This window comes from Cryobacterium sp. Y57 (genome assembly GCF_002929505.1).
GTDB lineage: Bacteria > Actinomycetota > Actinomycetes > Actinomycetales > Microbacteriaceae > Cryobacterium.
Window position 1 is genome coordinate 88,108 of record NZ_PJJL01000064.1, and the last position, 26,588, is coordinate 114,695.

Annotated in this window: 26 protein-coding genes; 19 read left to right on the plus strand and 7 right to left on the minus strand. The window is 63.1% G+C overall.

All coding sequences use genetic code 11. The annotated features are described in order from the left end of the window. Positions 1-231 precede the first annotated feature (231 nt). From aceB to CXY72_RS08010, 6 genes are all read left to right on the plus strand, one after another. On the plus strand, positions 232-1,905 hold the full coding sequence (gene aceB / locus CXY72_RS07985; protein WP_104127157.1) for a malate synthase A: 1,674 nt from the start codon (positions 232-234) through the stop codon (positions 1,903-1,905). Positions 1,906-2,154: 249 nt separating this feature from the next. Next, positions 2,155-2,745 (plus strand): alternate-type signal peptide domain-containing protein, encoded by a 591-nt coding sequence (locus tag CXY72_RS07990; protein ID WP_233197713.1) that lies wholly within the window; start codon positions 2,155-2,157, stop codon positions 2,743-2,745. 300 nt (positions 2,746-3,045) lie between these two features. After that, a complete protein-coding gene (locus CXY72_RS07995) occupies positions 3,046-3,618 on the plus strand; it encodes an alternate-type signal peptide domain-containing protein (protein WP_158252522.1) in 573 nt (190 codons plus the stop codon). Between the two features lie 38 nt (positions 3,619-3,656). Then, positions 3,657-4,325: a signal peptidase I gene (locus tag CXY72_RS08000; RefSeq protein WP_233197709.1), complete on the plus strand. Its 669-nt coding sequence runs from the start codon at positions 3,657-3,659 to the stop codon at positions 4,323-4,325. Positions 4,326-4,518: 193 nt separating this feature from the next. Then, positions 4,519-5,187 (plus strand): hypothetical protein, encoded by a 669-nt coding sequence (locus CXY72_RS08005; RefSeq protein ID WP_146071110.1) that lies wholly within the window; start codon positions 4,519-4,521, stop codon positions 5,185-5,187. Between the two features lie 83 nt (positions 5,188-5,270). After that, positions 5,271-5,786, plus strand: coding sequence for a signal peptidase I (locus CXY72_RS08010; protein ID WP_104127162.1), 516 nt, complete (start codon positions 5,271-5,273; stop codon positions 5,784-5,786). Here CXY72_RS08010 and CXY72_RS08015 read toward each other — a convergent pair. Continuing rightward, the gene (locus tag CXY72_RS08015) at positions 5,783-7,219 is read right to left on the minus strand and encodes a deoxyribodipyrimidine photo-lyase (RefSeq protein ID WP_104127163.1); all 1,437 of its coding nucleotides are present in this window, start codon (positions 7,217-7,219) and stop codon (positions 5,783-5,785) included. The two genes, CXY72_RS08010 and CXY72_RS08015, sit on opposite strands and share 4 nt — an antisense overlap. A 476-nt stretch (positions 7,220-7,695) precedes the next feature. Between CXY72_RS08015 and CXY72_RS08020 the strand changes: the two genes are divergently transcribed. The 5 genes from CXY72_RS08020 (at position 7,696) to CXY72_RS08040 (ending at position 11,735) form a co-directional block, all read left to right on the plus strand. After that, on the plus strand, positions 7,696-8,325 hold the full coding sequence (locus CXY72_RS08020) for an alternate-type signal peptide domain-containing protein (protein WP_104127164.1): 630 nt from the start codon (positions 7,696-7,698) through the stop codon (positions 8,323-8,325). Between the two features lie 94 nt (positions 8,326-8,419). Further along, a complete protein-coding gene (locus CXY72_RS08025; protein ID WP_146071111.1) occupies positions 8,420-8,953 on the plus strand; it encodes a hypothetical protein in 534 nt (177 codons plus the stop codon). 129 nt (positions 8,954-9,082) lie between these two features. Beyond that, complete coding sequence (locus tag CXY72_RS08030; RefSeq protein WP_104127166.1) at positions 9,083-10,318, plus strand: fibronectin type III domain-containing protein; 1,236 nt, start codon at positions 9,083-9,085, stop codon at positions 10,316-10,318. Further along, on the plus strand, positions 10,315-11,073 hold the full coding sequence (locus CXY72_RS08035) for an LPXTG cell wall anchor domain-containing protein (RefSeq protein WP_104127167.1): 759 nt from the start codon (positions 10,315-10,317) through the stop codon (positions 11,071-11,073). The genes CXY72_RS08030 and CXY72_RS08035 overlap by 4 nt, the downstream gene beginning before the upstream one ends. After that, positions 11,070-11,735: a signal peptidase I gene (locus tag CXY72_RS08040; RefSeq protein WP_104127168.1), complete on the plus strand. Its 666-nt coding sequence runs from the start codon at positions 11,070-11,072 to the stop codon at positions 11,733-11,735. Before CXY72_RS08035 ends, CXY72_RS08040 begins: the two co-directional genes overlap by 4 nt. Before the next feature lie 22 nt (positions 11,736-11,757). Here CXY72_RS08040 and CXY72_RS08045 read toward each other — a convergent pair whose 3' ends face one another. Together CXY72_RS08045 and CXY72_RS08050 are read right to left on the minus strand one after the other, a co-directional pair. Then, on the minus strand, positions 11,758-12,735 hold the full coding sequence (locus tag CXY72_RS08045) for an NADP-dependent oxidoreductase (RefSeq protein WP_233197710.1): 978 nt from the start codon (positions 12,733-12,735) through the stop codon (positions 11,758-11,760). 124 nt (positions 12,736-12,859) lie between these two features. Continuing rightward, on the minus strand, positions 12,860-13,471 hold the full coding sequence (locus CXY72_RS08050; RefSeq protein ID WP_233197714.1) for a YqaJ viral recombinase family protein: 612 nt from the start codon (positions 13,469-13,471) through the stop codon (positions 12,860-12,862). Positions 13,472-13,730: 259 nt separating this feature from the next. On the opposite strand from CXY72_RS08050, the gene CXY72_RS08055 reads away from it, so the two are divergent. From CXY72_RS08055 to CXY72_RS08065, 3 genes are all read left to right on the plus strand, one after another. Continuing rightward, complete coding sequence (locus tag CXY72_RS08055) at positions 13,731-14,858, plus strand: hypothetical protein (RefSeq protein WP_104127169.1); 1,128 nt, start codon at positions 13,731-13,733, stop codon at positions 14,856-14,858. A gap of 67 nt (positions 14,859-14,925) precedes the next feature. After that, positions 14,926-15,672: a response regulator transcription factor gene (locus CXY72_RS08060; RefSeq protein WP_104127170.1), complete on the plus strand. Its 747-nt coding sequence runs from the start codon at positions 14,926-14,928 to the stop codon at positions 15,670-15,672. Beyond that, a complete protein-coding gene (locus tag CXY72_RS08065) occupies positions 15,669-17,207 on the plus strand; it encodes a cell wall metabolism sensor histidine kinase WalK (protein WP_104127171.1) in 1,539 nt (512 codons plus the stop codon). The genes CXY72_RS08060 and CXY72_RS08065 overlap by 4 nt, the downstream gene beginning before the upstream one ends. A gap of 59 nt (positions 17,208-17,266) precedes the next feature. Here CXY72_RS08065 and CXY72_RS08070 read toward each other — a convergent pair whose 3' ends face one another. Together CXY72_RS08070 and CXY72_RS08075 are read right to left on the minus strand one after the other, a co-directional pair. Continuing rightward, on the minus strand, positions 17,267-17,707 hold the full coding sequence (locus CXY72_RS08070) for a MarR family winged helix-turn-helix transcriptional regulator (RefSeq protein ID WP_104127172.1): 441 nt from the start codon (positions 17,705-17,707) through the stop codon (positions 17,267-17,269). Continuing rightward, on the minus strand, positions 17,704-19,407 hold the full coding sequence (locus tag CXY72_RS08075; protein WP_255409266.1) for an MFS transporter: 1,704 nt from the start codon (positions 19,405-19,407) through the stop codon (positions 17,704-17,706). Before CXY72_RS08075 ends, CXY72_RS08070 begins: the two co-directional genes overlap by 4 nt. Positions 19,408-19,725: 318 nt before the next feature. Between CXY72_RS08075 and rplJ the strand changes: the two genes are divergently transcribed. Both rplJ and rplL read left to right on the plus strand, forming a co-directional pair. Next, positions 19,726-20,241 (plus strand): 50S ribosomal protein L10, encoded by a 516-nt coding sequence (rplJ, locus tag CXY72_RS08080; protein ID WP_104083138.1) that lies wholly within the window; start codon positions 19,726-19,728, stop codon positions 20,239-20,241. Between the two features lie 55 nt (positions 20,242-20,296). Beyond that, positions 20,297-20,680, plus strand: coding sequence for a 50S ribosomal protein L7/L12 (rplL, locus tag CXY72_RS08085; protein WP_104127173.1), 384 nt, complete (start codon positions 20,297-20,299; stop codon positions 20,678-20,680). A 174-nt stretch (positions 20,681-20,854) separates the two neighbouring features. Here rplL and CXY72_RS08090 read toward each other — a convergent pair whose 3' ends face one another. Next, positions 20,855-21,883, minus strand: a complete 1,029-nt coding sequence (locus CXY72_RS08090) for a LacI family DNA-binding transcriptional regulator (RefSeq protein ID WP_104127174.1) — start codon at positions 21,881-21,883, stop codon at positions 20,855-20,857. A gap of 329 nt (positions 21,884-22,212) precedes the next feature. Here CXY72_RS08090 and CXY72_RS08095 point away from each other — a divergent pair, with 329 nt between their 5' ends. The 3 genes from CXY72_RS08095 to CXY72_RS08105 all read left to right on the plus strand — a co-directional run bounded on the left by CXY72_RS08095 (position 22,213) and on the right by CXY72_RS08105 (position 25,787). Further along, positions 22,213-23,532 (plus strand): ABC transporter substrate-binding protein, encoded by a 1,320-nt coding sequence (locus CXY72_RS08095; RefSeq protein ID WP_104127175.1) that lies wholly within the window; start codon positions 22,213-22,215, stop codon positions 23,530-23,532. A 150-nt stretch (positions 23,533-23,682) separates the two neighbouring features. After that, entirely contained in the window at positions 23,683-24,816 is a 1,134-nt protein-coding gene (locus CXY72_RS08100) for a carbohydrate ABC transporter permease (RefSeq protein ID WP_104127176.1), read from the plus strand. Continuing rightward, complete coding sequence (locus CXY72_RS08105; protein ID WP_104127177.1) at positions 24,813-25,787, plus strand: carbohydrate ABC transporter permease; 975 nt, start codon at positions 24,813-24,815, stop codon at positions 25,785-25,787. Before CXY72_RS08100 ends, CXY72_RS08105 begins: the two co-directional genes overlap by 4 nt. 64 nt (positions 25,788-25,851) lie before the next feature. Here CXY72_RS08105 and CXY72_RS08110 read toward each other — a convergent pair whose 3' ends face one another. Next, complete coding sequence (locus CXY72_RS08110) at positions 25,852-26,583, minus strand: GntR family transcriptional regulator (RefSeq protein ID WP_158252523.1); 732 nt, start codon at positions 26,581-26,583, stop codon at positions 25,852-25,854. Between the last annotated feature and the right edge of the window lie 5 nt (positions 26,584-26,588).

Below are 26,588 nucleotides of genomic sequence, written 5' to 3' on the forward strand. Positions count from 1 at the left end.
CCACAATCAGAAGAACAAGGTTTCTTCTGCCCAATTATTATGGTTCGGCCCGGCCCCGGTCGGGCAGAGTAAAGGTACAGGCAAATACCACTGTCGAATCGTGATGGCACACCCCTACACTCGCTCATTCGGCCGAAGCAAAACAGCTCCCCCCCGCCACCTGGAATCGGTCGCACCGCACCTACAGCTCGACCGCCGTCAGTACCACCTACTTTCGCAAGGAGTCAGATCATGAACACCCCGAACCCCACCCTCGATCAGGCGGTCAACTCTGAAATCGTGAAGACGAGCACTGGCAGCTTCGCCACGATTCGTCCGCACCTCGAGGTCACTGGCCCGCTCGGAGAACGCTACGACGAGATCCTCACCCCAGACGCCCTCCAATTTCTCGCCGAGCTACACGAGCGTTTCGCCGGGACCCGACACGACCTGCTCGCTGCTCGGCTGCAAACCCGAGTGGACACCGCGAATGGTCGCGACCCCCGGTTTCTCAGCGAAACTGAAGGCATCCGTTTAGACCCGACCTGGAGCGTTGCGGGAGCTGGACCCGGCCTCGAGGATCGGCGGGTGGAGATCACCGGCCCGACGGACCGCAAGATGGCTATCAACGCCCTCAACTCGGGCGCCAAGGTCTGGCTCGCCGACCAGGAAGACGCCACGAGCCCAACCTGGACCAACGTGATCGAGGGCCAGCTGACCCTGTTCGATCAGGTACGCGGTCAGCTCAGCTTCACGAGCCCCGAAGGTAAAAAGTACGAGATCACCAACGAGTCGACGCCGACCATCGTGGTGCGTCCGCGTGGCTGGCACCTCGTTGAAAAGCACATCACCTTCGTTGATCGCGCCAACCGCCGCATGAAGTCCTCGGGAAGCCTCATCGACTTCGGGCTGTACTTCTTTCACAACGCTCAAAAGCTTATCGAGAACGGGACCGGCCCATACTTCTATCTGGCCAAGCTGGAGAGCCACAAGGAAGCGCGCCTATGGAATGACATCTTCACCTACGCCGAGGAGCGTTTGGGCATCGAGCACGGCACCATCCGTGCCACGGTGCTGATCGAAACGATCCAGGCCGGCTTCGAGATGGAAGAAATTCTCTACGAACTGCGCGACCACTGCGCCGGTCTGAACGCCGGACGCTGGGACTACATCTTCAGCATCATCAAGACTTTTCGGTCCCGGGGCAGCCGCTTTGTTTTTCCCGACCGCAAGCAGATCACCATGACGGTGCCCTTTATGCGGGCGTACACCGAATTGCTCGTCGCCACCTGCCACCGTCGCGGAGCCTTCGCCATCGGCGGAATGAGCGCCTTCATCCCGAACCGCCGCGATCCGGCGGTTACCGAGCAGGCTCTCGCCCAGGTTGCGGCGGACAAGAAGCGTGAAGCCACCGATGGTTTCGACGGTTCCTGGGTTGCCCACCCCGACCTGATCCCGACCGCTCAGGCTGAGTTCGACACGGTTCTCGGCGACCGCCCGAACCAAATCGAGCGCACCCGCCCTGACGTGAGCGTGACGGCCGCCCAGTTGCTGGACGTTGCGTCGGTCGGCGGCCAGATCACCGAGGCGGGCGTGCGGGGCAACGTACTCATCTCTCTGCGGTATATCGAGTCCTGGCTGCGTGGGGTCGGTGCCGCGGCGATCGACAACCTTATGGAAGACGCCGCTACGGCGGAAATTTCTCGTTCGCAGCTCTGGCAGTGGATCCACGAGAACTCGGTCACCGCCGAGGGGCGCCGGATCGACTCCGACTGGGTTGAAGAGGTGCTCGACGAGATCGTCGACGGCCTCGAGCGCACGCCCACCGACCGCTTCGACGACGCACTCATGGTGCTGCGTACCTCAGCGCTCGAGCCCGAGTTCCCGACCTTCCTGACGGTCGGAGCGTACGCCCGCTTCTTCTAACTCGTTCGACGTTCGCGAAAACGGGCAGACGGATGCTGCACCCCGGCATGATCACAGGGGTGCAGCATCCGTCTGCCCGTTTTTGTTGAGAGCAGACCCATCGTTCCATCCCCCAGTCTGGGGGGTCTTGGCCACCCAACGGGGGTATACATGAGAATGTCTCATCTCTATTGTTCTGAATATAGATGATGAATAAAATTCATCATCTCACCTTGGGACTGACAATTGAGAGGCACAATCGTGAACAAAATGCTCAAAGGATCCATCGCTGGCGCTGCCGGCGTTGCTCTTCTCCTTGGCGGCGCGGGAACCTTCGCGCTCTGGAATGACGACGCGGCGATCGCCGGTGCAATCATCACTGCTGGCACGCTGACGGTCAAAGCGTCGGAGAGCACCTGGCGCGACGGTGCGGGCACCGAAATCACCGAACCGGAAAAGTACCTCATTGTTCCGGGCGACACGCTCACCTCTGCCACCACACTGACTGTGAACGCGCAGGGCGATAACCTTCAAGCGACCCTTAATATCCCTCAGGGCTCGATCGCGGCCCACGCCACTACCGACAAGGAGGACGTGGCGCTATACGAGGCTCTCGAGGTGATGACCACGGTCACCACCGTTGAGGACGGGGGCACTGTGGCGATCGAAGCCGAAGTCGACGGTTCCTATAAGGTCAACGTGTCGGCAGGGGAGTCGCAGGAGTATCTCGTGACTGTCGCGGTCGACTTCCCGAGCGGTGCCGAAGGTGACGACAACGCTGCGCAGGCCGGAAGGGTCGATCTGTCCGCGTTCGACGTCACCCTCACGCAGACCCCCGCCCCCGCGCCGGTCGCCGAATAGGACCTCGGCGCCCCACGAAAGGAGAGTCGCGTGAAATCGCAGGTGCGAGCGCGACTCTCCCCGTGGACTCCGGTTAGCCGGAATGTCGTTCAAAAATAAAACTCGGCGATTGAATGAATGTCGCCGGCACCGACGCAGAACGCCAAGACATATTTTTCCAACGGTTTGGGACCCGCCGACACAGGGCGTTCCATCCTCGGGCGGGGACCCAGGTGCGGTTTTGCGTTCCCCAAGGGCTCCGCGCGGCAAACGGTAGAGAGATTTCCTCGGTTCACCTCGATTGTAGAATGGAAGATTTTCATGAAGCGGATCCTCACCGGTTCGATCGCCGGCGCTACTGGTATGGCACTTCTTCTTGGCGGGGCGGGAACCTTCGCGCTCTGGAATAGCTCCGCGGCCATCGCTGGCGCTCCCCTCACTGCCGGCACGCTGACGGTTGAGACGGCGGACGTTGTTTTCTGGACCGACCAGTACGGCACCGAGATCAATCTGGAGAGTTATAAGATCGTGCCCGGGGACGTCCTTACTTACACATCGTTCCTCAACGTCACAGCACGAGGTGACAACCTCCATGCGCGAATAGCTATCGACCACGGCTCGATCAGCTCTGAAAACTCTGATGCCAGCACGGCGCTTAAGATCCTCCTCGACAAGACGACCATTGTGTCGGTGGACATCGGCGACGCAATATACGTCCCCCACGCCTATAGCGACGATCAAACCTGGTTCGACCTGAGCGAAGGCGACCACGAGCTCCGCGTTACGGTCGTGATCGAATTCCTGGAGAGCTTCGATGACGTTGACGACGACGACGCGAAGAACGCATCGGCCCTCTTGTCCAATCTCGGCGTGATCCTCACGCAGACCCCGTAGCCGCTCATTACCACTGAGCGCTCACGCAGGGGAGTCGGGTGAAACAAGTCGCAGTGCGCGTGACTGTCGACGCTGACCCGCGTCCTTTGCCCAAGCCGACCAAGCAGGCCGCTGGCCTGTGGCGTCAGATCAGTTTCGCATTGAGTCTGGCCGTATTACTTTTGGTAATCGGTCTCGGCGCCGTGCTAGTCGTCGTGCCGAAGGTCACTGGGTCGATCCCGCTTACCGTGCTTACCGGCTCGATGGAGCCGGGATTTCCACCCGGCACGCTGATTATCGTTCGACCCGTTGCAGTTGAAGACCTGGCCCTGGGCGACGTGATCACCTACCAAATGGAGACGGGAAAACCCGGTGTCGTTACCCACCGCGTCATCGCGATCAATATGACCGCGGGTGAGCGCACGTTCGTCACGAAGGGTGACAACAACGGTGCGGCCGATGCGTCCGCAGTGCTCGAAGGGCAGATTCAAGGCCGGCTCTGGTACTCCGTTCCGCTGATTGGCTACGTCAATAATGCGGTCAATGGCGCCAACCGGGTCTGGCTCATTCCGGTGGCCGCGTCATTGCTGTTCGCCTACGCGGGCTCCATGATCTTCGCCGGCGTCGTGGCCAGCGTGCGCAAGCGGCGCAGAACGGGCCAGTCGGGCGGGACGACGCTCGACTCGGCTGCCGGTGATTCTGGCGTCAATGTCGACGAACGAAGCTAGAAAAATCTATCTCTATCCGTTGCGGGCACGTTTTGAGAACCGTCATCGGTAGGCGTTCCAGCACCCAGATTGGGGGTTAGCTACACCTGATGGGGGGCATACATGAGGAGTGCTCAAACCTACGCTTCTGGATGGGGATAATGAAAAGCCCTCATTATCCACTTCAAAACTGACAATTTGAGATGAGACTGACGTGAAACTTATGTTAAACCGCAAGAAGGCCATCATTGGGGCCGGGGGCGTCGCTGTGGCGCTGACCATGGCACTCGCGGCATTGGGGCCGACCGGTGCGTACTTCAGCGATACCGAGCAGGGCAGCATTGATGGCACGAAGGGCTCGATTAAGATCGCAGGCGTCGACAGCCTCGACTTGCACTTCACCAACATGCTCCCGGGTGAGCTGCAGACTGTCTCCGAACGGTACACGAACAACGGCCGGAGTCCCCAGGATGTCTGGGTCGTCTTCAATAACGCCGAGGCGCTGCACGCGTTGAATGACGAAGGCACCTTCATGGAATTCCATCTTTCGGCAAACGGCACAGCCCTATTTGATTCAGCGAACCTGAACGACAATGGCGATGGTGTTCCCGGATGCTCGGGTGACCCGGAATTTTCCCCGGACGGCTGCTGGCCTTTGGAACGTGCGTACAAGCTGCAGGAAAACCTCACGCCGGGGTCCATCGGACAAGTTTCCTTCAGCGCTATGATCGCCGCCAAAGCTGTCGGCCAGTCCGAGGTTGGCGGCGGCGAATGGCTCCCGTACCCGGTCAAGCAGCAAAATGGACCGCCCGTGAAGGCCACAAATGCAGGACTGCCGTACCAGATCGTCGCAACACAGGTGGGGCAGAAACCGAGCCTCTAAGGCGTGAGTGAATGGCTCGGATATCGCTGTCGGGTAGCGACGTCCGGGCCATTCCACATTTCATTTCGAGCTGAAGGGGCACCGTGAAGCGATTCAAGGGCACTGTGATTTTGTTGCTTGTGCTGGCCGCCGTGCTCACACCGGTAGCTCTCGTGGCCACGGGCGCTCTGCCCTACCGTGCGTATGTCGTGCGCACAGGGTCGATGTCGCCCACCATTCTGCCGGCCAGCGTCGTTATCGCTGAGGCCGACCAGTACGAGGTCGGCCAGATCATCACCTTTCGGCACGCTGGCGATCGCACCACCCACCGACTTGTTGCTGTCAACGACGATGGCACCCTGACCACCCAGGGTGATGCGAATAACACGGTCGACCCCTTTACCGTGCCCACCGCTGATGTCATTGGCGGTGTGACGGCCTTTGTGCCGCGGCTCGGCTATCTGGTGGTCTACCTGCAGAATCCGTTGGCCCTCGGCTCCCTCATTATGTGTGTCCTGAGCATGTGGTACATCGGGTCGTCCGACCAGAAACGGGAACAAAAGCCTGAGAAGAAACCCTCCGAGAAAATCCCGGGAATCGTGTCCGTTCAGGTGGTCTAACTCGCCGATTGGGCCTTGACCCTCTCGTAGGCGGCGAGGGCGGCTCGGCGCGTTTCGCCGAGGTCGACGAGGGGCTCCGGGTAGGCATCCGTGCCGTACTCGGGTACGTATTCCCGGATGTACTGCTGGTGCGGGTCGAACTTGGCCGCCTGCAACTCGGGATTGAAGATGCGAAAGTAGGGCGCAGCATCCGCTCCGGAGCCGGCCACCCACTGCCAGCCGAAAGGGTTGCTCGCAGCGTCGGCATCGACCAAAGTGTCCCAGAACCAGCGCTCTCCTTCGCGCCAGTCGACCAACATATTCTTGATCAGGAATGATGCGGTAACCATGCGTACCCGATTATGCATACTTCCAGTGCGCCACAGTTCGCGCATCCCGGCATCGACGAGCGCAAAGCCGGTGCGCCCCTGTTTCCAAGCGGCGAGTGCACGCTCGTCAACCGGTGGCCACGGGAAAGCGTCGAAGGCGGGGCGCAGGTTTGTCGTCGCGAGCTGGGGAGCGTGAAAGAGCACGTGGTAAGCGAACTCGCGCCAGCCGAGCTCGGTGAGAAATCGGGTCGCGCTTGTCAGCGCCGGGCCGGAGAGTTCACGCTGAGCCTGCTGCGTGGCGGCCCAAACCTGATGCGGGCTGATCTCGCCCCAGCGCAGGTACGGTGACAGGCGCGACGTGGCGTTCTGGGCCGGTTCGTCACGGTCGGCGGCGTAGCGCGGAAGCGCCTCTGCGAGAAAGCGCTCGAGCATTCTCTGAGCGGATGCTTCGCCCGGCGTCCAGGCGGCGCGCAGCCCGGCGGCCCAGTCGGGCGCACTCGGCTCGAGGCCCCAGTCGTTCAGGTTGTCGGAGTCGAGGCCGTCTGTCGCGGTGTCGCCCGTCGAGGTGGCAATACTGGTGGGTGCCGGATACGGCGCGCGCGGCGGCGGGCCTGCTGTGCAGGAACGCCAGAACGGCGTAAAAACCGAGTAAGAGCCGCCTTGCCCGGTCTGCACCGTCCAGGGTTCGAACAGAAGCGAACCCGCGAAACTGTGGGTGTCCACGCCGCGCCCGCGCAACTCGGCCTTGATCGCGGTGTCGATCGTGCGTTCGGCCTCGCCGTAGCGGCGATTCCAGAAGACCGCCGCGGCATCCGTGTCGTGCACAATCTGAGCGATGATTGCGGCCGCAGCACCCCGGCGCAGGATGAGTCGCCCGCCGAGCTTTTCGAGGGTCGCAGCCAGAGATCGCAGGCTTTGGTGTAACCACCAGCGAGCCGCACCTCCGAGCGGACGCACGCCGGGAGATTCGTCGTCAAACACGTACACGGCCACGATCGGTCGTTGACGGGCCAAGGCGGCGTGCAGGGCCGGATGGTCGGCAACCCGTAGATCGTCGCGGAACCAGACGACGACGGGGCCGGCGGGCTCGTCGGGGTGGGGGGTGATGGCGGGGGGTGCAGTCATGGGCGTCTCCTCCAGAGAACTCCAGTGTGGACCCTTCCGGCGAGTAGACCAATTCGGAGGTAGAACGCTCTGTATTGGACTGACCTTCTATGGTGCACCGAGGAAGCTCAGACGCGAAAACCTCGGTGTGACTGTAAAAAACGACGAAAATCAGCATAAAACTGTACGGATACTGGATAAAAACACCGTATTTGCTCAAAAACCCAATTCCCTATTCTGGGGGTTTGAGTAGGACAGACATATCCGTCTGTCCCATCTAGTGTGTGAATCGCGGATGGCGCTACAGCCGAAAAAATCATCGGCGATTTGTCGCAATTCATGGCTTGATACCCAGAGCCGTGGCAGCCAACCGCAACAACGGCGTGCTTACCCCACGCCGGCCACTTGGCGGGTTCTCTCACCGTTGCTCCACGCCTGCCGATTTCTGGCCTGCGATCACCCGAAGTTTTCAGACCAGTACTCGAAGGGTTTTACTCATGAACAAGCTCACTAAAGCCGCGATTGCCGGCGCTGCCGGTCTCACCCTGCTACTCGGCGGCGGCACGACTTTCGCACTATGGAACTCCTCGGCTGCGGTTTCCGGCGGCACGATTATCGCCGGCAACTTGGTCGTTACCCCCACTGTGTCCAACGGCGTCGAAGTCGCAGGAATCTGGAGCGTGAAGGACGAAACCGCCGAGGGCACGGAGATCCCTGTGCTTGCCAATTTCAAAGCCTCGCCCGGTGATGTGCTGGTGTACACCAAGTCCATGCACATCACGGCCAGTGGCGATAACCTCGTCGCCGATCTGGCGCTTGCCCCGGGTTCGATCAAAGCTACAAAGACAAGCGTTCCTGCCGATGAGAATCTCGCAGAATATCTCGAGGGGACCGCGGTTCTGACAGCGAGGGGTACTGGAATTACCGACAACTACTCCGAGTCCTACCGGACGGTGGCCACCGGCTCGACGAAATATGTCGTCACGCCCGGAACGGGAGTGGTCGATGAAGACGTCACCGTCGAGGTGACAATCACCTTCCCGAACGGCGCCTTGGGCCGTGAGAACACCATGATGCTCGGTTCGGTCACCCTTCAAGACATGGCGGTCACGCTTACCCAGCAGTAACCGGTCTGTGCCGGGGTGCCCACCATTCGACGGTGGGCACCCCGAAAACGGCCAGCACGCAGTGTCCTTTCGATTCGCGAAAGCCGGTGATCTTTTGAAAACGTATTTACTCGCCAGCGCGGCGATTCTGGGCGCTACCCTCCTGGCGACGGCCGCTGTCGGCGGAACCTATGCCCTGCTCACTTCAAGCGCCTCGGCCGGCCAGGCGGTGACCATTCAGGCCGGAGCGGCAGCCCTCAGCATCACGTCACCCCTCGTGCTGTCGAATGCCCCGTTGTATCCGGGAGCGAGAAATGTCGGCACGGTCGAAGTGCGAAACGACGGCACTGTGTCGCTCGCGCTTCGGCTTTTTGGACTGACGCCGCCGACGGCCCAGACCGCATTGTCTGAGGACTTGATCGTGGGTGCTCGAACAGTGTCGGCGGTGAGCGAGTGCACGTCGAGCCTGACACCGACCATTACCGGAACTTTTCGTTCCGCGCCGGTTGCCGAGCTCGGTACGACCCTCGCCCCGGGGGCTACGGCAATACTCTGCGTCTCGGTGGGGCTGTCAGCGGATGCCCAGAGCGCCAGCCAATCCCAGACTGCGACCAGTTTCGGACTTTTGATTGATGGACGACAGGTCTAGCCCGTGAAATTGCACCGTCACTTCCCGCGTTCCCTGCGACTGCGAACACGGCGTTCGACTGTTCGCCGACGGGTATCCCGGCCTCGCTGGCCCGCTACCCGGTCAGCCCTCACGATCGCGAGCGCTGTCTTGTTGACCCTCTCAGGCTCTGGAGCTGCCCAAGCCCTCTGGACCGCCGCGGCGGTCCATCCCACGGCATCCGTTCGGTCGGGCGCCGTGACGATCAGCCAGACGGGGTTTGCCGAGCTCGCGACGACGTACACGTCCACCGGCCTCTCGACCACCAAGCTGATTTCGGTATCTAACGAAGGTGTGCCAGCCAGCTACAGTCTGGTGCTCGGCTCAGCCTCGTCTACCCCGACCTCGTTCGCCGAGGCAATCACCGTGCGCACCTGGGCGATCGCCGAGGCCGGTACCTGCGCTTCGACGCCGTCGACCAGCACACGAAGCAGCACCTGGGCGAGTGGAGTCGTACTCAGCGGCTCCCTGGCGGCGGGGGCTTCGGCGCGCTATTGCGTGCAGACCGCCATCACCAGCGCGGCCGCTGGGAACGCGCTCGGCACGACGATGACGGCGCGAATGGATCTGCAAGCGCGTGCCGCCAACTGGACCTCACCGGTGACGACCTTGACAATCGTGCAGAAAGTGGCTGACACTGCGCCGCGGTCGCTGGCTGCGGCTAGAAAGACGGCCAGCTCCATCTCGTTGAGCTGGGATGCGCCCAACGATGAATCCGTGACGCGATACCAGCTGTATCGCGGTAGTACGGCAGTCTCGTCGGTGCAGACCGCAACCACCTTCACGGACACGGGCCTGACGGCAAATACTGCCTACGGTTACACGGTGTATTCCGTGGATGGCGACAACAACCGTCTGGCAGCCTCGAACGTGCTCGCTGTCACGACGGATAGAAAGGTGCCGGCGCCGAATACCTGGTACCACGTCGTTACCGCAGACGGAAGCTGCGTCGATGCCGCAGCTCCGCAAGAAGAAGGCAGAGTTCTTGCAACGACGCTGTGCTCGACGGCCTCATCATCGAGCTTTCGCTTCGTCGCGGATGGAGAGGGCGCCTACACGGTCAACGCAAAAACGAACGCCAGGGTGTGGGATTCCAGGGCTAAGAAGCAGGGCTCGTCCGACGTGACACTGAGCGTCGAAGATGGCGGACCACAGAGATTGGAGCGACACTTCGCTCTCATCAGCATTGATGACACGACCGGAGCATTCCAGATTCGCAGCATGCAGGTAAGTAAACACTGTATGCAATCGGGCGCTTCGGGTACCGCGCTCACCATGCAGTCCTGCGACACCACGATTCCCAGCCAGGACAACCAGCAATTCACCCTGGTCGAGGTGACACCATGAGCGGATATCTGATCGGAGCGCGCGTGGCAGCGGGCGTGCTTGTGCTCGTCGCGATTACCGGGGTCGCCACTCCTGCGCGTGCTGCGCTGAACGACACGGCCAATCGCGGGGCAGCAACCGACATGCGGGTCAGCAGCGACGGAGTGCATTTTGCCAGCAGCCTGCCTGCCGGGCTGTTCGACTCTTTCGGCACGTTGATTCCTGGCGGGTCGATGCGCTCGGAGCTGTGGATTCAGAACCCGAGCGACGCGCCCGCGAACGTGCGGCTGAGCCTGCGCGAGCCGGGCGGGGCATCCGCTGATCTGACGGACTACCTCACACTGAGTGTCCACGACGTCGCGTCCGACATCGTGACGACAGTTCCGCTACGGGGTGGTGAGGACTGCGCCGTACTCACGCCGGCCCAGCCGCTCGCTGCCGGAGCAACCCTGCGAGTTGCGCTCACCATCGAGATGATGAACGTGACCGGGCTGACCGCCCAAAACACGCGCGCCGACCTGGGAATCCTGGTCGCCCTGCGCGATAAAGAGGCCGGACCGTTCGGGCCTTCGGCGTGCGACGACGACGGCGTACTGATCCCGGCAACGGCAACGGCAACGGCAACGGCAGCGGCAGGGGCAGTGCTGGCGGCGCCGCTCGGGTCGGTTGCCCTGCCGCGCACCGGTGTCGACCTGCCCATTCCCGCGCTCATCGGCGGAGGGCTGATGCTCGGTGTCGGCGGGCTTCTCGTCACCCGGCGTCGGCGCGAGCCGTGACCGGACATCAGACACTCGCGTCTGTCGACCGACCTCAGGAATTTGCAGCCGCTTCGCCCGCACCCCCCGAGAGCAGTATCTGGCGGTACCTCGGATTGGCGCTCAGCGCGGCCCTGCTCCTGCTCGTTGTCGGTCTTGGGGTGCTGCTCGTGGTGATTCCCAAGGTGACCGGCGCGACCCCGCTGACCGTGCTGACCAGCTCCATGGAGCCGGGGCTTCCACCGGGCACTCTGGTCATCGTGCGTCCGGTCGCCGCCGAGACGCTGCGCATCGGCGACGTCGTCACGTATCAAATGGTGTCGAATGATGCCAAGGTCGTGACCCACCGCATCATCTCGATCACGTCGAGCTCAGACGGATCGCGTTCTTTTATCGTGCAGGGTGACAACAACAGCGTGCCCGACGACGATCCGGTGCTGGCTGAGCAGGTTCAGGGCCGGCTCTGGTACGCGGTGCCCTACGTCGGCTACGTCAACAACGTGGTCAACGGGGCAAACCGGGCTTGGATCATCCCCGTGCTGACCGTCGCGCTTTTCGGTTACGCCGGATTCATGGTCGCCGGAGGCGTGCTTGATCGCAAACGAACTCGCTCGCGAACAGCCGATACCAGCCAGCCGGGCGTCGCGGGCGCGACGGGGAAGGGCGCGGCTGAGCGCTCGTGATGACCGGTCAATCGCTTGACGATTAGGACACGCGCAGCACGATCTTGCCACGGGTATGACCCTCCTCGAGCAGCCGATGGGCCGCGGCACCGTCGGCGAGGTCGAACAGCGAGTCGACGTGCACCCGCACGATACCCGCGTCGAGCAGCGCCGAGATTTCGTCGAGCACGCGTGCGTCGGGGGACACCTTGAAATCGGTTGCGCGTCGTCCTGCTGCTGCGGCATCCGCTGCCAAGGTCGGCCAGCTGCCGGTCGGCGCGTTCACGAGCAGGCCGTCGGGGCGCAGCACACCGAGGGAACGGGTGCCGGTGTCGTCATGCACGTTGCCAATGAGGTCGATGACCGAGTCGAGGTCGTGGACCACGTCTTCGAAGCGCGTTGTCGTGTAGTCGATGACCTCGTCGGCGCCGAGCTCGCGCAGAAAATCGAGGTTGCGGGTCGATGCCGTGGCGGTCACGTGGGCGCCGAGAACCCGGGCGAACTGCACTGCGAAGTGGCCGACGCCGCCGCTGGCGGCGTGCACGAGCATGCACTGCCCGGGGGCGGCTCCGGCCAGCTTGACCATGCCCCATGCGGTCAGAGCCGCAAGGGGAACCGCGGCCGCCTCGGCATGACTGAGCCGGGCGGGTTTGCGGGTGACGCTCATGCTCGACACCGAGACATACTCGGCGAAACTGCCACCGATGCGCGGCACCCGGCCCATGCCATAGACGGCATCGCCCGGCTGGAGGGGCGCGGCCTCGAAGGCAGCGCGCACAACGATTCCGCTGAAATCGTTGCCGAGAATGGCCGGGTAGCTCTCGATGGCGGCCGCGACACCCGTGCCGGAGCGCGTCTTGGCGTCGATCGGGTTGAGACCGGCCGCGATGACCTTGACGAGAACCTCGTCGACAATCTGGCGTGGCAGCATTCGATCGGCCAAGTGCAACACTTCGGGGGCGCCGGTCTCGTCGATGACCAGGGCGCGCATGGTCTGCGGCAGTTCGAATTCAGGAGCCATGCTCCCCATTGTGCTGCATTCTCCGCCCATGCACTGCGAACGGGGCCCGGGCCCCGAACGCGGGCCTAGTTTATAACCTGGGCCCGGGGACGGGGCCCAGGCCCCGTCCGCAAAAAGAGGGAGACTAGCGACGAGCCTGCTCGTCGAGATTGTCGATCAGGGCATTGGCGAGCCCGACCAGAATGGCGATCTGGTCTTCGTCCCGCTCGATCCAGCGACATTCGGGTACGGCCGCCACCGGTACGAAGTCGAGGTGCTCTTCCCAGACCAGCAGGGTGCGGTCGGCACCGAGCACATACTGCTGCCACCACACCTGCCGCAGATAGCTGCGCGGAATGCTGCGCCACGGTTTGCTCGTGGTCTTGATCTCGGCCAGGTGCAGGTCGCCGCCGGCTACGACGCCGACGCCGTCGGGGGTCGCCAGATGCCGCGGATGCCCGAGCGACCGAAACAGGTTCGTGCTCGGCTCGATGCCGTAGTTTTCCAGCACCCACGCGGCGATGACGGGTTCTCGGGCGCGACCATGGTCGGTGTAACTGTTGCCGGAGAAGCTCGTACCGTGCATTTTGTCGTGTGCGGCGTTCACGATGGATTTCGGGGTCGACAGTTTGGCGACATCCGTTGCGGTGATGCCCTGGTTACGCGCGCGCAGCCAGGCCACCCGGTCGGTCGAGTCGGCGACGATGCGCAATGTGTGCGGCGCCGGTGCTGGTGGACGTTCCGCTGTCGGCAGCACAGTCAATACAGCGGGGTGCGCTAAAGTCTGGTCCAGGTTGAACAGAAACAGCGTGGAATTTGGCACTCCTCTATTGTGTCCCCGCGGGACCGGTCGGCGCGCCACCGCCACGGGGCGCGGCCTGATTGAGGCCGCTCGTGCGGCCGACGCCAGGCCCGTCTGCCCAGCGGTAGTCACGCATCCGCTGCCGTGAGAATTGTTATCGCGACGAGACCGGGGTTCGCTAGCCTGAGACGACGGCAACCAATCGGGGGAACAGATGGCGCTGCAGCTTCCAGTACGATTCACGCTCGCCGGGGCCGTCACGCTGGCCCTGCTGCTCAGCGGATGCGCCGGCCTCCCCGGCTACCCGGCTGCGACTGGCACTCCGGTGGCGCAGCTCGTCGCCGGCGTCGACTGCCAGGCGCCCAACCTCAAGAACGAATGGATGGTTTTCCGGGAAGGCGCTGCCCCCCCCCAGACCGATCTGACGGCCACGCACCCCGACGCCCCGGAGCCGGGCATGGTTCCGGCCGACTTTGAACCGGTCGCCGCGTACCTCTGTACTTTCTCCGGTAGCGTCGACGACGACCAAGGCCGTTGGGCAGCCGTGACGGTCGAGACCCGCACCGGAGACTTCGGTCCGCTACTGTCTGCGCTCGCCGAACCCAGCGACGAGGCCGGGTTCAATCAGGCCTGCACCGCCGACATGGAGTTCGTGCCGGAGCTGTGGCTTGAAAACGCTCCGGGTGAGGCGATGCGGGTGGCCTGGCCGAGCACCGCCTGCGGCAAGACCAAGCGGGCGACGTGGAAAGCGCTCGAGAAGCTCGCGTTGACCGGCACGGTAAAACTGCCACTCGTGCTCGAGATCACCCGCCCGGCCCTCGACGCCGGCTGCGTCATGAGCGCTGGCACGCCTGAGCAATCGCTGCAGTTCGGGGTCACCGGCTTGCCGACGTCCACTACCACCGGCGAGGTCGGCGAAAACATCCTGCCGGTTCCCGTGCCCCCGGCAGAAGTTGTGTCCTACGAGGGCGTCGACGGCGCGAGCGTCTGCTTCTACACGGTGGACCCGACCACCGCATCCGAGTCCGGGAAGCTGAGGGACGGTGACGGCATGGAATCCAGCAACCACGCGCTGGGCTCCATGCTTACCCTGCCGTTCGGTACCTTCGACAGCGCGACCATCCTTGGAGCGGATGCCACAGCGCTGCTTCCGGCCGCAGCATCCGCTCTGCCCGCCCCCGAGTGCACGGCCGACCTCACCCGATTCGCGGTGATCTGGCCCCAGCGCGCCGGCACCCGGCTGGACAGTCCGATCCAGGTCGAGCTCGACGGCTGCCGGCGACTCTTCGCCAGCGCGGCGTTCGTGCCCGCGCCGGCCTTGCTGGCTGCCCTTGACGGCTAGGCGGGCCACAGGCATCCGACGGTGCACTCATAGCGCGTTCATAGGCAACTGCCGGATACTCATCAGAATGAGCACACGTGAGAGCACCCACACCGGCCACGGCCCGCGCCTGACCAAGGCCGACGGCAGCGCCATCCGGGTTCTGGTCGTTGACGACGAGCCCACGCTCACCGATCTGCTCTCGATGGCCCTGCGCTACGAAGGCTGGGAGGTGCGCACCGCCGGCGAAGGCCGTCAGGCGCTGACCATCGCCCGCGAATTTCGGCCGGACGCCATCGTGCTCGACATCATGCTGCCCGACATCGATGGCCTGCAGGTGCTGCAGCGGGTGCGCGCCGACGGCTACGAGACTCCCGTGCTCTTTCTCACCGCCAAGGACTCGCTCGACGACCGCATCGCGGGGCTCACCGCCGGCGGCGACGATTACGTCACCAAACCCTTCAGCCTCGAGGAAGTCGTCGCTCGGCTGCGCGGCCTTATCCGCCGCTCCACCCTCGCCGTTGCAGACTCAACCGACCCCCGCATCAACGTCGGCGACCTCACCCTCGACGAAGACAGCTATGAGGTCTTCCGCGATAGCGAAGCCATCGAACTGACCGCGACCGAATTCGAACTGCTGCGTTTTCTTATGCGTAACCCGCGCCGGGTACTCAGCAAGGCGCAAATTCTCGACCGGGTCTGGAGCTACGACTTCGGCGGCAAGTCGAGCGTTGTCGAGATTTACATTTCTTACCTGCGCAAGAAGATCGATGCCGGCCGGGAGCCGATGATCCACACGGTGCGTGGCGCCGGTTACATGCTCAAGACGGTATGACCAAGCAGCGGATGCCGCGCCGCCTCAACCGACTCCGCTCGCCCTGGACTCTGCAGCGGCGTCTCGTGCTCACCGTGGTCGGGCTGCTCGCGCTCGTGAGCGTCACGATCGGCGTGGTGAGCGTGGTTATTTTGCGCGCGTCCCTGCTTGATCGCCTCGACGTGCAGCTGGCCTCCGCCGTTGACCGATCGGGCGTTGCGCTTGGCGGTGTCGGTGACAACGACGGCGATCGTTCCGGCGACCTTCCGGGGAGCCGCTACTTTGGCACGCCGACAGCCGACAGTATTCTCAGTGGACCCGCCCAACCGCCCGGTCTGCTCGCGCTGGTTTACGATAAATCCACCGTCACAACCGGCTATACCGACGACCGCAGCGGCGTGATCGAAGCGCTCACCACCCAGCAGGTGCAGCTTCTCGCCGACCACGTCAACCAGTTGGCGCCAGTAACCGTCGATCTCGGCGGTGAGCTCGGTGACTATCGGGTGCAGGTCGATACGTCCCACTCCGGCACGCTCTATCTGGTCGGTTTGCCCCTGACCGGAGTGGCGGCCACCGCAGCCCAGCTGGCTGTGATCATTGGCCTGGTCTCGCTCGCGGGGCTTGTCGTGGTCGCCGTCATTGCCGCCTGGGTGGTGCGGCTGGCCCTGCGTCCCCTCCAACGCATGACAGCGACGGCCACTCGGGTGGCGCAGCTGCCCCTCGACCGCGGCGAGGTGTCCCTCGATGATCGGGTTCCGGCGGGGGACACCGACCCGCGTACCGAAGGGGGCCGGGTCGGCGCGGCGCTCAACCGCATGCTCGACCATGTCAACCGCGCCTTGGAAGCGCGGCAGGCCAGCGAGCGCAAAGTGCGCCAGTTCGTCGCCGACGCGAGTCACGAATTGCGCACGCCGTTGGCCTCCATTCGGGGCTACTCCGAACTCACCCGGCGTAGCGGCCAGGAATTGCCGCCCGACGCGATGCACGCACTCGGTCGGATCGAGTCGGAGTCGGTGCGCATGACGGGGCTGGTCGAAGACCTGCTGTTGCTCGCCCGCCTCGACGAGGGCCGCGAGCGCGACATGCAGCCGGTGGATCTCACCATGCTGCTCGTCGATGCCGTCAGCGATGCCCACGCCGCCGGCCGCGATCACGTCTGGACCCTCGACCTGCCCGACGAACCCCTCGAGGCGATCGGCGACGAACCGCGTCTGCGCCAGGTGATCGCCAACCTGCTCGCCAACGCGCGAGTGCACACCAATGCTGGCACCACGGTTCTGGTCGCGCTCGCCGAGCACGACGAACACGCGGTGGTATCGGTGACGGATGATGGTCCCGGCATTCCCGAGGAGCTTTCAGCCACCCTGTTCGAGCGTTTTGCCCGCGGCGACAGCTCACGTTTTCGCGCCGCCAACGCCACGGGCGCGCCGAGTACCGGAAGCACCGGCCTCGGTTTGGCCATCGTGGCGGCGGTCGTCGCCGCGCACCACGGCGAGGTCACCGTCGACAGCCGCCCCGGCCAGACAACCTTCCGCGTCTCGCTGCCCCTGGCCTGACGAGCTGGCCTGACGAGCTGGCCTGACGAGCTGGCCTGACGGGGGTCAGCCCTGAGTGTTCAGTCGGGAGTGTTCAGCCGGGCGAGCAGCTCGGCAAACCGGGTGAGATCGTCGCCCGACCAGTTCTGCAGACGGCTGAGCAGGCGTGTCGACTTGTTGGCTCGCACCTCGGCGAGCTTTTTCACGGCCAGGGGGGTGAGCGCGAAGTACTTCACCCGTCCATCGTCGACGTCGGTCTGCGTCTTGATCAGCCCCAGATCGAGCAGCGCTCTGGCCTGGCGGCTGATGATGCTCTTATCGACCACCAGATTCTCGGCCAGGGCGCTAGCGTGGGTTGGCCCGCAACGCTCGAGCGTGCGCATGAACTTGAGCCCGAACGGTTGCAGGGTCGGGTCGATGAACAGGGCAGTGTCGCGCATACTGACGCGGATATTCCCCGCCAGTACCGTCATCTGCTCCTCGACGGCCGCCACGGCAGCATCCGTGGTGAGTATGGTCATGATCGAATTTTACCCTCGCCCAATTCGGTGGCTGACGTCGGCAGGGCAACGGATGCCGCACTCACGTCGACCAGGATCCGGCCGGTCGCCGGTGAAGCGGCCTGGCCAGCAGCAGCGGCGCTCCGCTCCCGGTCGATGCCGGTCATGGTTCCCAGCGGAATGTTGGGCAGCGAAGCGATCGTCACGAGGGTGATCACGGCCAACGGCACCATGAGGAGGAACACGTCGCCCACTCCGATTCCGTAGGCCGACTCCACGATAACGCGCAGGGCCGCCGGTAGCAGCGACACCTGCGGAATGGTGCCCTCACCGAGGGTCTCTGCGGCGACAGCTTGAGTGGCCGGGCTGAGAGCGCCGGCACCGTCGCGGATGTACTGCGCCACCACGGTGCCGAGCACGGAGCCCATCACCGCAACGCCCACGGTGCCGCCGAGGCTGCGAAAGAAGGTGACGGTGCTGGTGGCCACACCGAGGTGGCTGATGTCTACGGTGTTCTGCACGACGAGCACGAGGTTTTGCATGATCATGCCAACGCCGGCGCCGAGGATGAACATGAACACGCCCACGAAGACCAGGCTCGTGTCGTAGCGCAGCGATCCGAGCAGCAGCGAACCGTCCAGTACGAGCACGCTGCCGGAGACCATGATCGATTTCCACTTGCCGGTGCGGCTGATCAGGTTGCCGAAGAACGTGGAGGAGATCAGCAGGCCGCCCATCATCGGGATGGTGAGCAGGCCGGACTCGGTCGGCGTTGCACCGCGGGCGAGTTGCATGTACTGACTGAGAAAGACCGAGGTGCCGAACATGGCGACACCCACCGAGAGGCTCGCGATAACGGCGAGGGTGACGGTGCGATTCTTGAACAGGTCGAGCGGAATGATTGGTTCTTTTGCCGTGAACTCGACGATAACGGCACAGATCAGCAAAATGACCGAGCCGAGCACCATGGCCAATGACGGCAGCGATGCCCAGTCGAACGAGTTGCCGGCCAGGGTGACCCAGATCAACAGGAGCGACACGCCGGAGCTGATCAGCACGATGCCCAGGTAATCGATGCTCACCACGCGCTTGATGCGTTCGGGCAGGCGCAGGGTGACCTGCAGCAGGATGATGGCCACAATAGCAACGGGCAGCGCGATGAAGAAGTTCCACCGCCAGCCGAAAGCATCCGTTACGACGCCGCCGAGCAGCGGCCCGCCAATGGTGCCCAGAGCCATGACGGCGCCGAACAGTCCGGCGTACCGGCCGCGCTCGCGGGGGCTGATGATGTCGGCCAAGATGATCTGGCTGAGGGCGGCAAGACCGCCGCCACCGAGCCCCTGCATGATGCGGAACACGATGAGCGTGTCGGTGTTCTGAGCGAATCCGGCCAGTGCTGAGCCAAGCACGAAGACCACCAGGGCGAGCTGAATGAGCAGTTTACGGTTGAACAGGTCGGCAAACTTGCCCCAGATGGGTGTCGAAACGGCGGTCGCCAGCAGTGTATTGGTGACGACCCAGGTGTAGGCCGACTGGTCGCCCTTGAGGTCGGAGATGATCAGGGGCAACGAGGTGGCGACGACCGTGCCGGCCAGAATCGAGACGAAGATACCCAGCAGCAGGCCGGACAGGGACTCCAAAACCTGGCGATGGCTCATCGACCCGTTGGCGTTGGGGGCGTGGCGAACGGATGCTGTGCTGCGGCGAGATGCGCGACTCATGAAACTCCTGCAAGTAGTTGACAACGGCCAACTATACGTAACTAGTAGACCAATGTCAACCATTTGTCATCCGCTTGCGATTTGCACAGCGTCGACCGCTCGCCTATGCTGATCTCTAGCCACAGACCGCCGGTTGCTGCGCCCTGTTGAAAGACAGAAGTGCAGACGAAGGTTCATTCACGTGAACGGCCCGCGCAGGTGTTCGAAGTTCAGGTACAGTCTTTTAGGTTGTTCTCCAAGCTCCGGCGCCCTGCGCTGGAGCTTTTTTCATGTCTGCGCCCCGGGCTACCCGGCACATGATTATTAATGAGGAGCACCATGGCGAACAAGGAAGCAACGGTCGCCGAGCTTACGGAGAAATTCCAGAGCTCGACCGCCGTTCTGCTCACCGAGTACCGCGGTCTCACTGTTGCGCAGCTCAAGAGCCTGCGTACGTCCATCAGTGAGGACGCCACGTACGCCGTGGTAAAGAACACGCTCACCAAGATTGCGGCCAACAAGGCCGGCATCACCTCGTTCGACGAGGAACTTGTCGGTCCGTCCGCTATCGCCTTCGTGCACGGAGACCCCGTCGCCGTCGCGAAGACCCTGCGTGCCTTTACCAAGGCAAACCCTCTCCTGGTGGTAAAGGGCGGTTACTTTGACGGTAATCCGCTCACCGCAGCGGAGGTTGGCAAGCTTGCCGACCTCGAGTCCCGCGAGGTGCTGCTGGCCAAGCTGGCCGGCGCCTTCAAGGCATCGCTGTTCGGAGCCGCTTATCTCTTCCAGGCACCGCTGTCGAAGGCTGTTCGCACCATCGACGCGCTGCGTGAGAAGCAGGAGTCCGCGAACTAGGCATCTGCCTGGCATCACGGTTCACGAATTTTTAAGAAACTAAAAGGAGTACATCATGGCAAAGCTTTCCACTGAAGACCTGCTTGAGCAGTTCAAGGGCCTGACCCTCATCGAGCTCTCCGAGTTCGTCAAGGCGTTCGAGGAGACCTTCGAGGTCACCGCAGCCGCTCCCATCGCCGCTGCCGGAGCCGCTGGCCCCGCCGCTGCTGCTGAAGAGGTTGAAGAGCAGACCGCATTCGACGTCATCCTTGACGCCGTCGGCGACAAGAAGATCCAGGTCATCAAGGTTGTGCGCGAGCTCACCAGCCTGGGCCTCGGCGAGGCCAAGGCCGTTGTCGATGGCGCGCCGAAGGCCGTCCTCGAGGGCGTTGCCAAGGACGCTGCTGACAAGGCCAAGGCTTCGCTCGAAGAAGCCGGCGCCACCGTTACCCTCAAGTAATCTCGGCCCCGTGAGGGGCTCTGATTGAGGCGTAGCCGACCGGCTTCGTGCCGGTCATTGCGTAGGGGGCGTCATTTCCGTAAGGAGACGGCGCCCCCTGTGTCGTACCCGCCGTCATTCATTCGTGGTGATGAGTTCCCGGTTGGTCGCGCACGCCGGCGCGTGAATCGCTCGTCATTCGGCCCGCAAAGCGCGAAGCGCGCGCGGCGCACTGGTGCTCGACCGGATGACCAGGCTGGTGGGCAAAATGGTCGATGCGCCGATGCTGCTCCCGCTGGCGAGTCCGTCCAGCAGCGTGCGCACGGCGAGTTGGCCCTGGGTGCGCGGATGCTGCGCGAGGGTGGTCAGACGAAACATCTCGGAGTGCGGGTGCCCGTCGATGCCGATGACGCTGAGCTCGGTGGGTACCCGGATACCCAGCTCGCGGGCCGCGAGAACCAGCCCGAAGGCAATCTCGTCACTCGCCGCGAAGATCGCGGTAGGACGACGGCGCGGATCTCCGAGAATGGCCAGGCCCCTGGCGTACCCACCAGGCATGGTGAAATCAGAGGAGTAAAAGCATCCACTGACCGGCAGTCCGGCTTCCGTCATCGCAGCCTCAAAACCGCGCAGCCGATTACTGTGTACCTCGAAGTCCATCTCGTCGGCCTGGCTGCCACCCACGTGCACGATGTCGCGATGACCGAGGCTGAGCAGGTGTTCGGTGGCCAGTCGCGCGGCCGCGACGTCGTCGATCTCGATTGTGGCCACGCCGCGGATGGGCCCGCCGATGCCGACGAGGGGACGGCGAAGGCGATGCAGCTGGTCGACCTCCTGCTCGCTCAGCGCGACGCAGACCGAGATAATACCGTCGAATCGTTTGCGGGCCAGGAAGAACTCAAAGACCCGGTCACGCTCGGGGGAAGCAGGCGGAAGGTTGTAGAGCGTCATGTCGTAGCCGTGTTCGAGCAAGGCTAATTCCAGGCTCTCCAGGACCTCCCCGAAAAACCAGCGGCTGATGTACGGGATGATCACACCGACACTCTGGGTGCGGCCGGTCACAAGACTTGCGGCGTTCGGTGACGCGACGTACCCAATTTGCCGGGCAGCAGCGATGACCTTTGCTCGGGTCTCCGTGGAGACATAGCCACGACCGCTCAGCGCACGGCTGGCCGTGGCTTTGGCCACTCCGGCGAGGCGCGCGACATCGGCGATCGCGCTCATCTGTGCCTCCGTCTGTGGTGACTGCTTCTCATACCCTAGCGTGCGTTTGCCGGGCATGGAATCGGTTCCATGATATCCCTTGATTCTCCTACGATGCAGCCGCTAAACTTTGATATCGGGCGACGATATGGCTCTGATCTTTGCCATTTTGTTATATTTCCGGACTTGCTATCCCCGTTCGGGTGACGTAATTTATGGTCTGGAACCGGTTCCCGAGATCCGATCAAAAGACCTGTCCCAACGGTTGATTCCACCTCGGTAACGCCAGCTCTATTCACAGTTCACACGTGCACAACCTGATCCGGCACCACTCAAAGAGGAGAAACAAGATGCGGCCTTCCCTGCACCGTCGAATTACAGCACCGATTGCCATGGCGGCGATAGCTGGTCTGGCACTGGCTGGTTGTTCCGGCGGACCCGGTGCCACCACCGCTGACTCGGGCGCGAAGGGCGATGGCGTCGTCACCGTCTACGGCACGATCGCCGACACTGAAGCGCAGCTGCTCGAGCAGTCCTGGGCTGGCTGGGAGAAAGACAACAAGATCGACATTCAATATGAATCGTCGAAGGAATTCGAATCCCAGATCTCTATCCGCGCGCAGGGCGGCAACGCTCCCGACATCGCGATCTTTCCGCAGCCCGGGCTGATGAAGGACCTCGCGTCCCGCAACTTCCTCAAGCCAGCACCCGCCGCCGTCACAGCTAATGTCGACAAGAACTGGTCGGCCGACTGGAAGGCCTACGGCACCGTGGACGGCACCCTGTACGGCGCTCCGCTGATGGCCAGCGTCAAGGGCTTCATCTGGTATTCGCCGGCGAAATTCCAGGAGTGGGGCGTTGAAGTTCCCACCACCTGGGACGAATTGCTCGCCGTCACCAAGACCATCCAGGAAAAGACCGGCACGCAACCTTGGTGCGCCGGCTTCGGCTCCGGTGACGCCACCGGCTGGCCCGGCACCGACTGGGTCGAAGACCTCGTGCTGCGCCAGGCCGGCGCCGAGACCTACGACAAATGGGTCACCAACGAGATCCCCTTCACTGACCTGGCCATCAAAAAGGCCTTTGACTCCGTCGGTGAAATTCTGCTCAACCCCAATTACGTCAACGCCGCCTTTGGCGACGTCAAGTCGATCAACAGCACCCCGTTCGGAGATGTGGCCACCCCCATCTCCAACGGCACCTGCGCGCTGACCCACCAGGCCTCCTTCTTCGACGGATTCATCAAGGACGCGGGCGGAACAGTCGGACCGGATGCCGACGTCTGGGCCTTCATCACTCCCTCGGTCAAGGCCGGTGGCCAGGCAGTCACCGGTGGCGGCGAAATCGTCGGAGCTTTCTCCGATGACGCCGACACCCAGAAGGTGCTGGAATACCTCTCGAGCGCTGACTGGGCGAATAGCCGGGTCGGTCTCGGCGGCGTGATCAGCGCAAACAAGGGCCTCGACGCTTCCAAAGCAACGAGCCCCATTCTGCAGGAAGCGATCACTATCCTGCAGGACCCGAAAACCACCTTCCGCTTTGACGGTTCCGACCTGATGCCGGGCGCTGTGGGATCGGGAACCTTCTGGAAGGGCATCGTCAGCTGGATCAACGGCACCCCGACCGACGAGGTGCTCACGAGCATCGAAGCTGGCTGGCCGTCCAGCTAGCTGAAGCAGCCATCACTCAGGCATGAAAACGGTGTGCCGTCCGCTTCGAACTGGGCGGTACACCGTGCGTGGCAGGTGTGCGTTATCGATACGTTTTCACCGGTTGTCGGGCGAATACCAGGGTTTACTGTCGTACTCGGAAGGTTTCAGATGTCCGCTTTCTTCTCCTGGCTGGCGCAATTACCGGCGCTGGCGCAAGTCCCCATCGTCATCCTGGCTTTCGGTGTCGTTGTTGGTGCCATCTTGTTTTTCGTCGAGATCGCCCCACGCTCTGGCCGGGGCTACACGATCATTCGTCTTGCCGTCTGCGTTCTGGCACCACTGCTGATTTTGCTGGTTGCCAACTCCTACACCTGGGCCATCATCGGGGCCGGTGCCCTAGGACTCGGCTTCTTCTACATCGACTACCGCGCGCGCAAGGGGGCTGGCTACCTCTTTCAGCTGGTCGGTTTTCTCGCCCCGGCCGTTATCCTGCTCGGCATCGGCCTGGTCATTCCGACCATTCAAACCACGGTGCAGGCCTTCATGAGCGCTCGCGGTGACCGGTTCGTTGGCCTGGACAACTTCGCCTGGATCTTCACCCAGCCCGAGAACGTGCGTATCGTGCTCAACACCGTTGTCTGGGTGCTGATCGTTCCGACCATCTCGACCATCGCCGGGCTCGCGTACGCCGTGTTCATCGATAAGAGCCGCGGTGAGAAGTACTTCAAGATTCTGGTCTTCATGCCGATGGCCATCTCCCTGGTGGGAGCATCCATTATTTGGCGCTTCGTCTACACGGCCCGCCCAGCCGACCAGGAGCAGATCGGCCTGCTGAACCAGCTCGTGGTCATGTTCGGCGGGCAGCCGGTCGACTTTCTCTCGGTGTCCCCGTTCAATACCCTGTTTCTCATCGTGATTTTGATCTGGGTACAGACCGGGTTCGCCATGGTGGTGCTGTCTGCCGCCATCAAGGGCGTACCGACCGAGCAAATGGAGGCGGCCGAGCTCGATGGCACCAACGCCTGGGAGCAGTTCGTGAACGTGACCGTCCCCGGCATCCGCAGCGCCCTCGTGGTCGTTCTGACAACAATTTCTATTGTTTCGCTCAAGGTCTTCGACATTGTGCGCACCACCACGGCCGGGTCAAACGAGACCAGCGTCGTGGCTAACGAGATGTACACCCAGTTCAAGAATTTCGAGCAGGGCCGTTCAGCCGCCTTCGCCCTGGTGCTGTTTCTGCTGGTGCTGCCGATCGTCGTCTACAACGCCCGTCAGATCAAGAAGCAGAGGGAAATTCGATGAGCTCCGTTATGCCTGTACGGCTTCCTGTGGACGCCCAGACCACGCGACGACTTCGTCGTGGCGTGCGCCGGATGGAGTCGCCTATCGCCCGCAACACCAAAAAACGGCTCACCAGCCGCGGGGCGACCATTGGGGCGCTCCTCATCGCGGTGCTGTGGTCTATCCCCACGCTGGGACTATTGGTGTCGTCCTTCCGGCCGGCGCAGCAGGTACGCACCACCGGTTGGTGGACTATTTTCACCAACACCGGGGTCACCTTCGACAACTACACGGCGGCGCTGGCGGCGGGCAACAGCCAGCTCAACCTGGCCGGGTCATTCATCAACTCGATCGCGATCACCTTGCCGGCCACGCTCATCCCGTTGATGATTGCCAGCCTCGCCGCCTATGCCTTCGCCTGGATTGACTTTCGGGGTAAGAACGCCATGTTCATCGGCGTTTTTGCCTTGCAGATCGTGCCGATTCAGATGGCCCTCGTGCCATTGCTGCAGTTCTTCTCCGGTGGCACGGTTTTCGGGTTTCCGGTCGTCGCGGCACTCAATCCCGGCAGCGGCTATTCGCAAGTGTGGATCGCGCACACCATGTTCGCTCTTCCCCTGGCCATCTACCTGCTGCACAACTTCGTCTCGGAGATACCGAGCGAGGTCATTGAAGCGGCCAGGGTCGACGGTGCCGGCCACGGACAGATCTTCTTTCGCATCGTACTGCCGTTGACCATGCCGGCCATCGCGTCGATCGCCATTTTCCAGTTTCTCTGGGTCTGGAACGACCTGCTGGTGGCGCTGATCTTCGCGGACGGCGCGGTCGCCCCGATGACCAAACTGCTCGCCGAACTCTCCGGTGCCCGTGGGCAGGACTGGCATCTGCTCACGGCCGGTGCCTTCCTGTCGATTCTGGTTCCGCTGATCGTGTTCTTCGCCCTGCAACGCTTCTTCGTGCGCGGACTGCTCGCCGGGTCGACCAAGGGTTAGCCGAGCCGGTGGCGCTCCGGTGAATGGATGCCGGGGGCCCACTCTGGCACGCTAGCTCTCGCAGTCATTTCCAGCGCAAGGCGTTGGCGTTGAGGGAGTTGTCGACCACAAGGCTGATCGTGTCGGCGACGTAGCGGTCGACCGACCATTCCAGCGGCACGCCGTCGCGGCTGAAACTCATCCGTTTATGCATGAGCATCGGGGATCCGCGGCGCACATCGAGCAGCCGGGCATCTTCCGCCCCTGCTGGACAGGCGGAAAACTGGTGCTCCGCGCGGGAGAAGGTGATTTTGGCCGTCGCTGCGAGCCAGGCAGTCACCGACGGGCAGTCGGACGGAATCCGCTCCACCTCGGCGCCGACCGAATCCCGGTAGCGGGTGCGCTCCACCATGATGGCATCGCCGTCGAGCAGGCGGACCCGCACGACACAGAACACGCGAGCAGCGACCGGCAACCGAAGTGCCTCGCGGTCGAGCGGCGAAGCGTTCTGCCACACCCCCGAGATGACCTGGCCAGCCGGTACGCGCCCGCGCGACGACGCCCATTGGGCAAAACTCCGAAACTCTTCAAACGTCACTGCCGACCGGGGCTCACCGATGACGGTGCGCCGACTGCCGCGACGGGAGGCTAAAACTCCCTCGGTTTCGAGCTCGCCCAGCGCCTGCCGGATAGTACCGGGGGCAACGGCGAATTCTTCGGAGAGCACACGTTCGCTGGGCAGTTGACTCCCGCGTGCGTAGAGCCCCCGCGTAATTGCGCCTCGAATGGCTTCTGCGATGTCGTGATATCTTGCCACGCCCA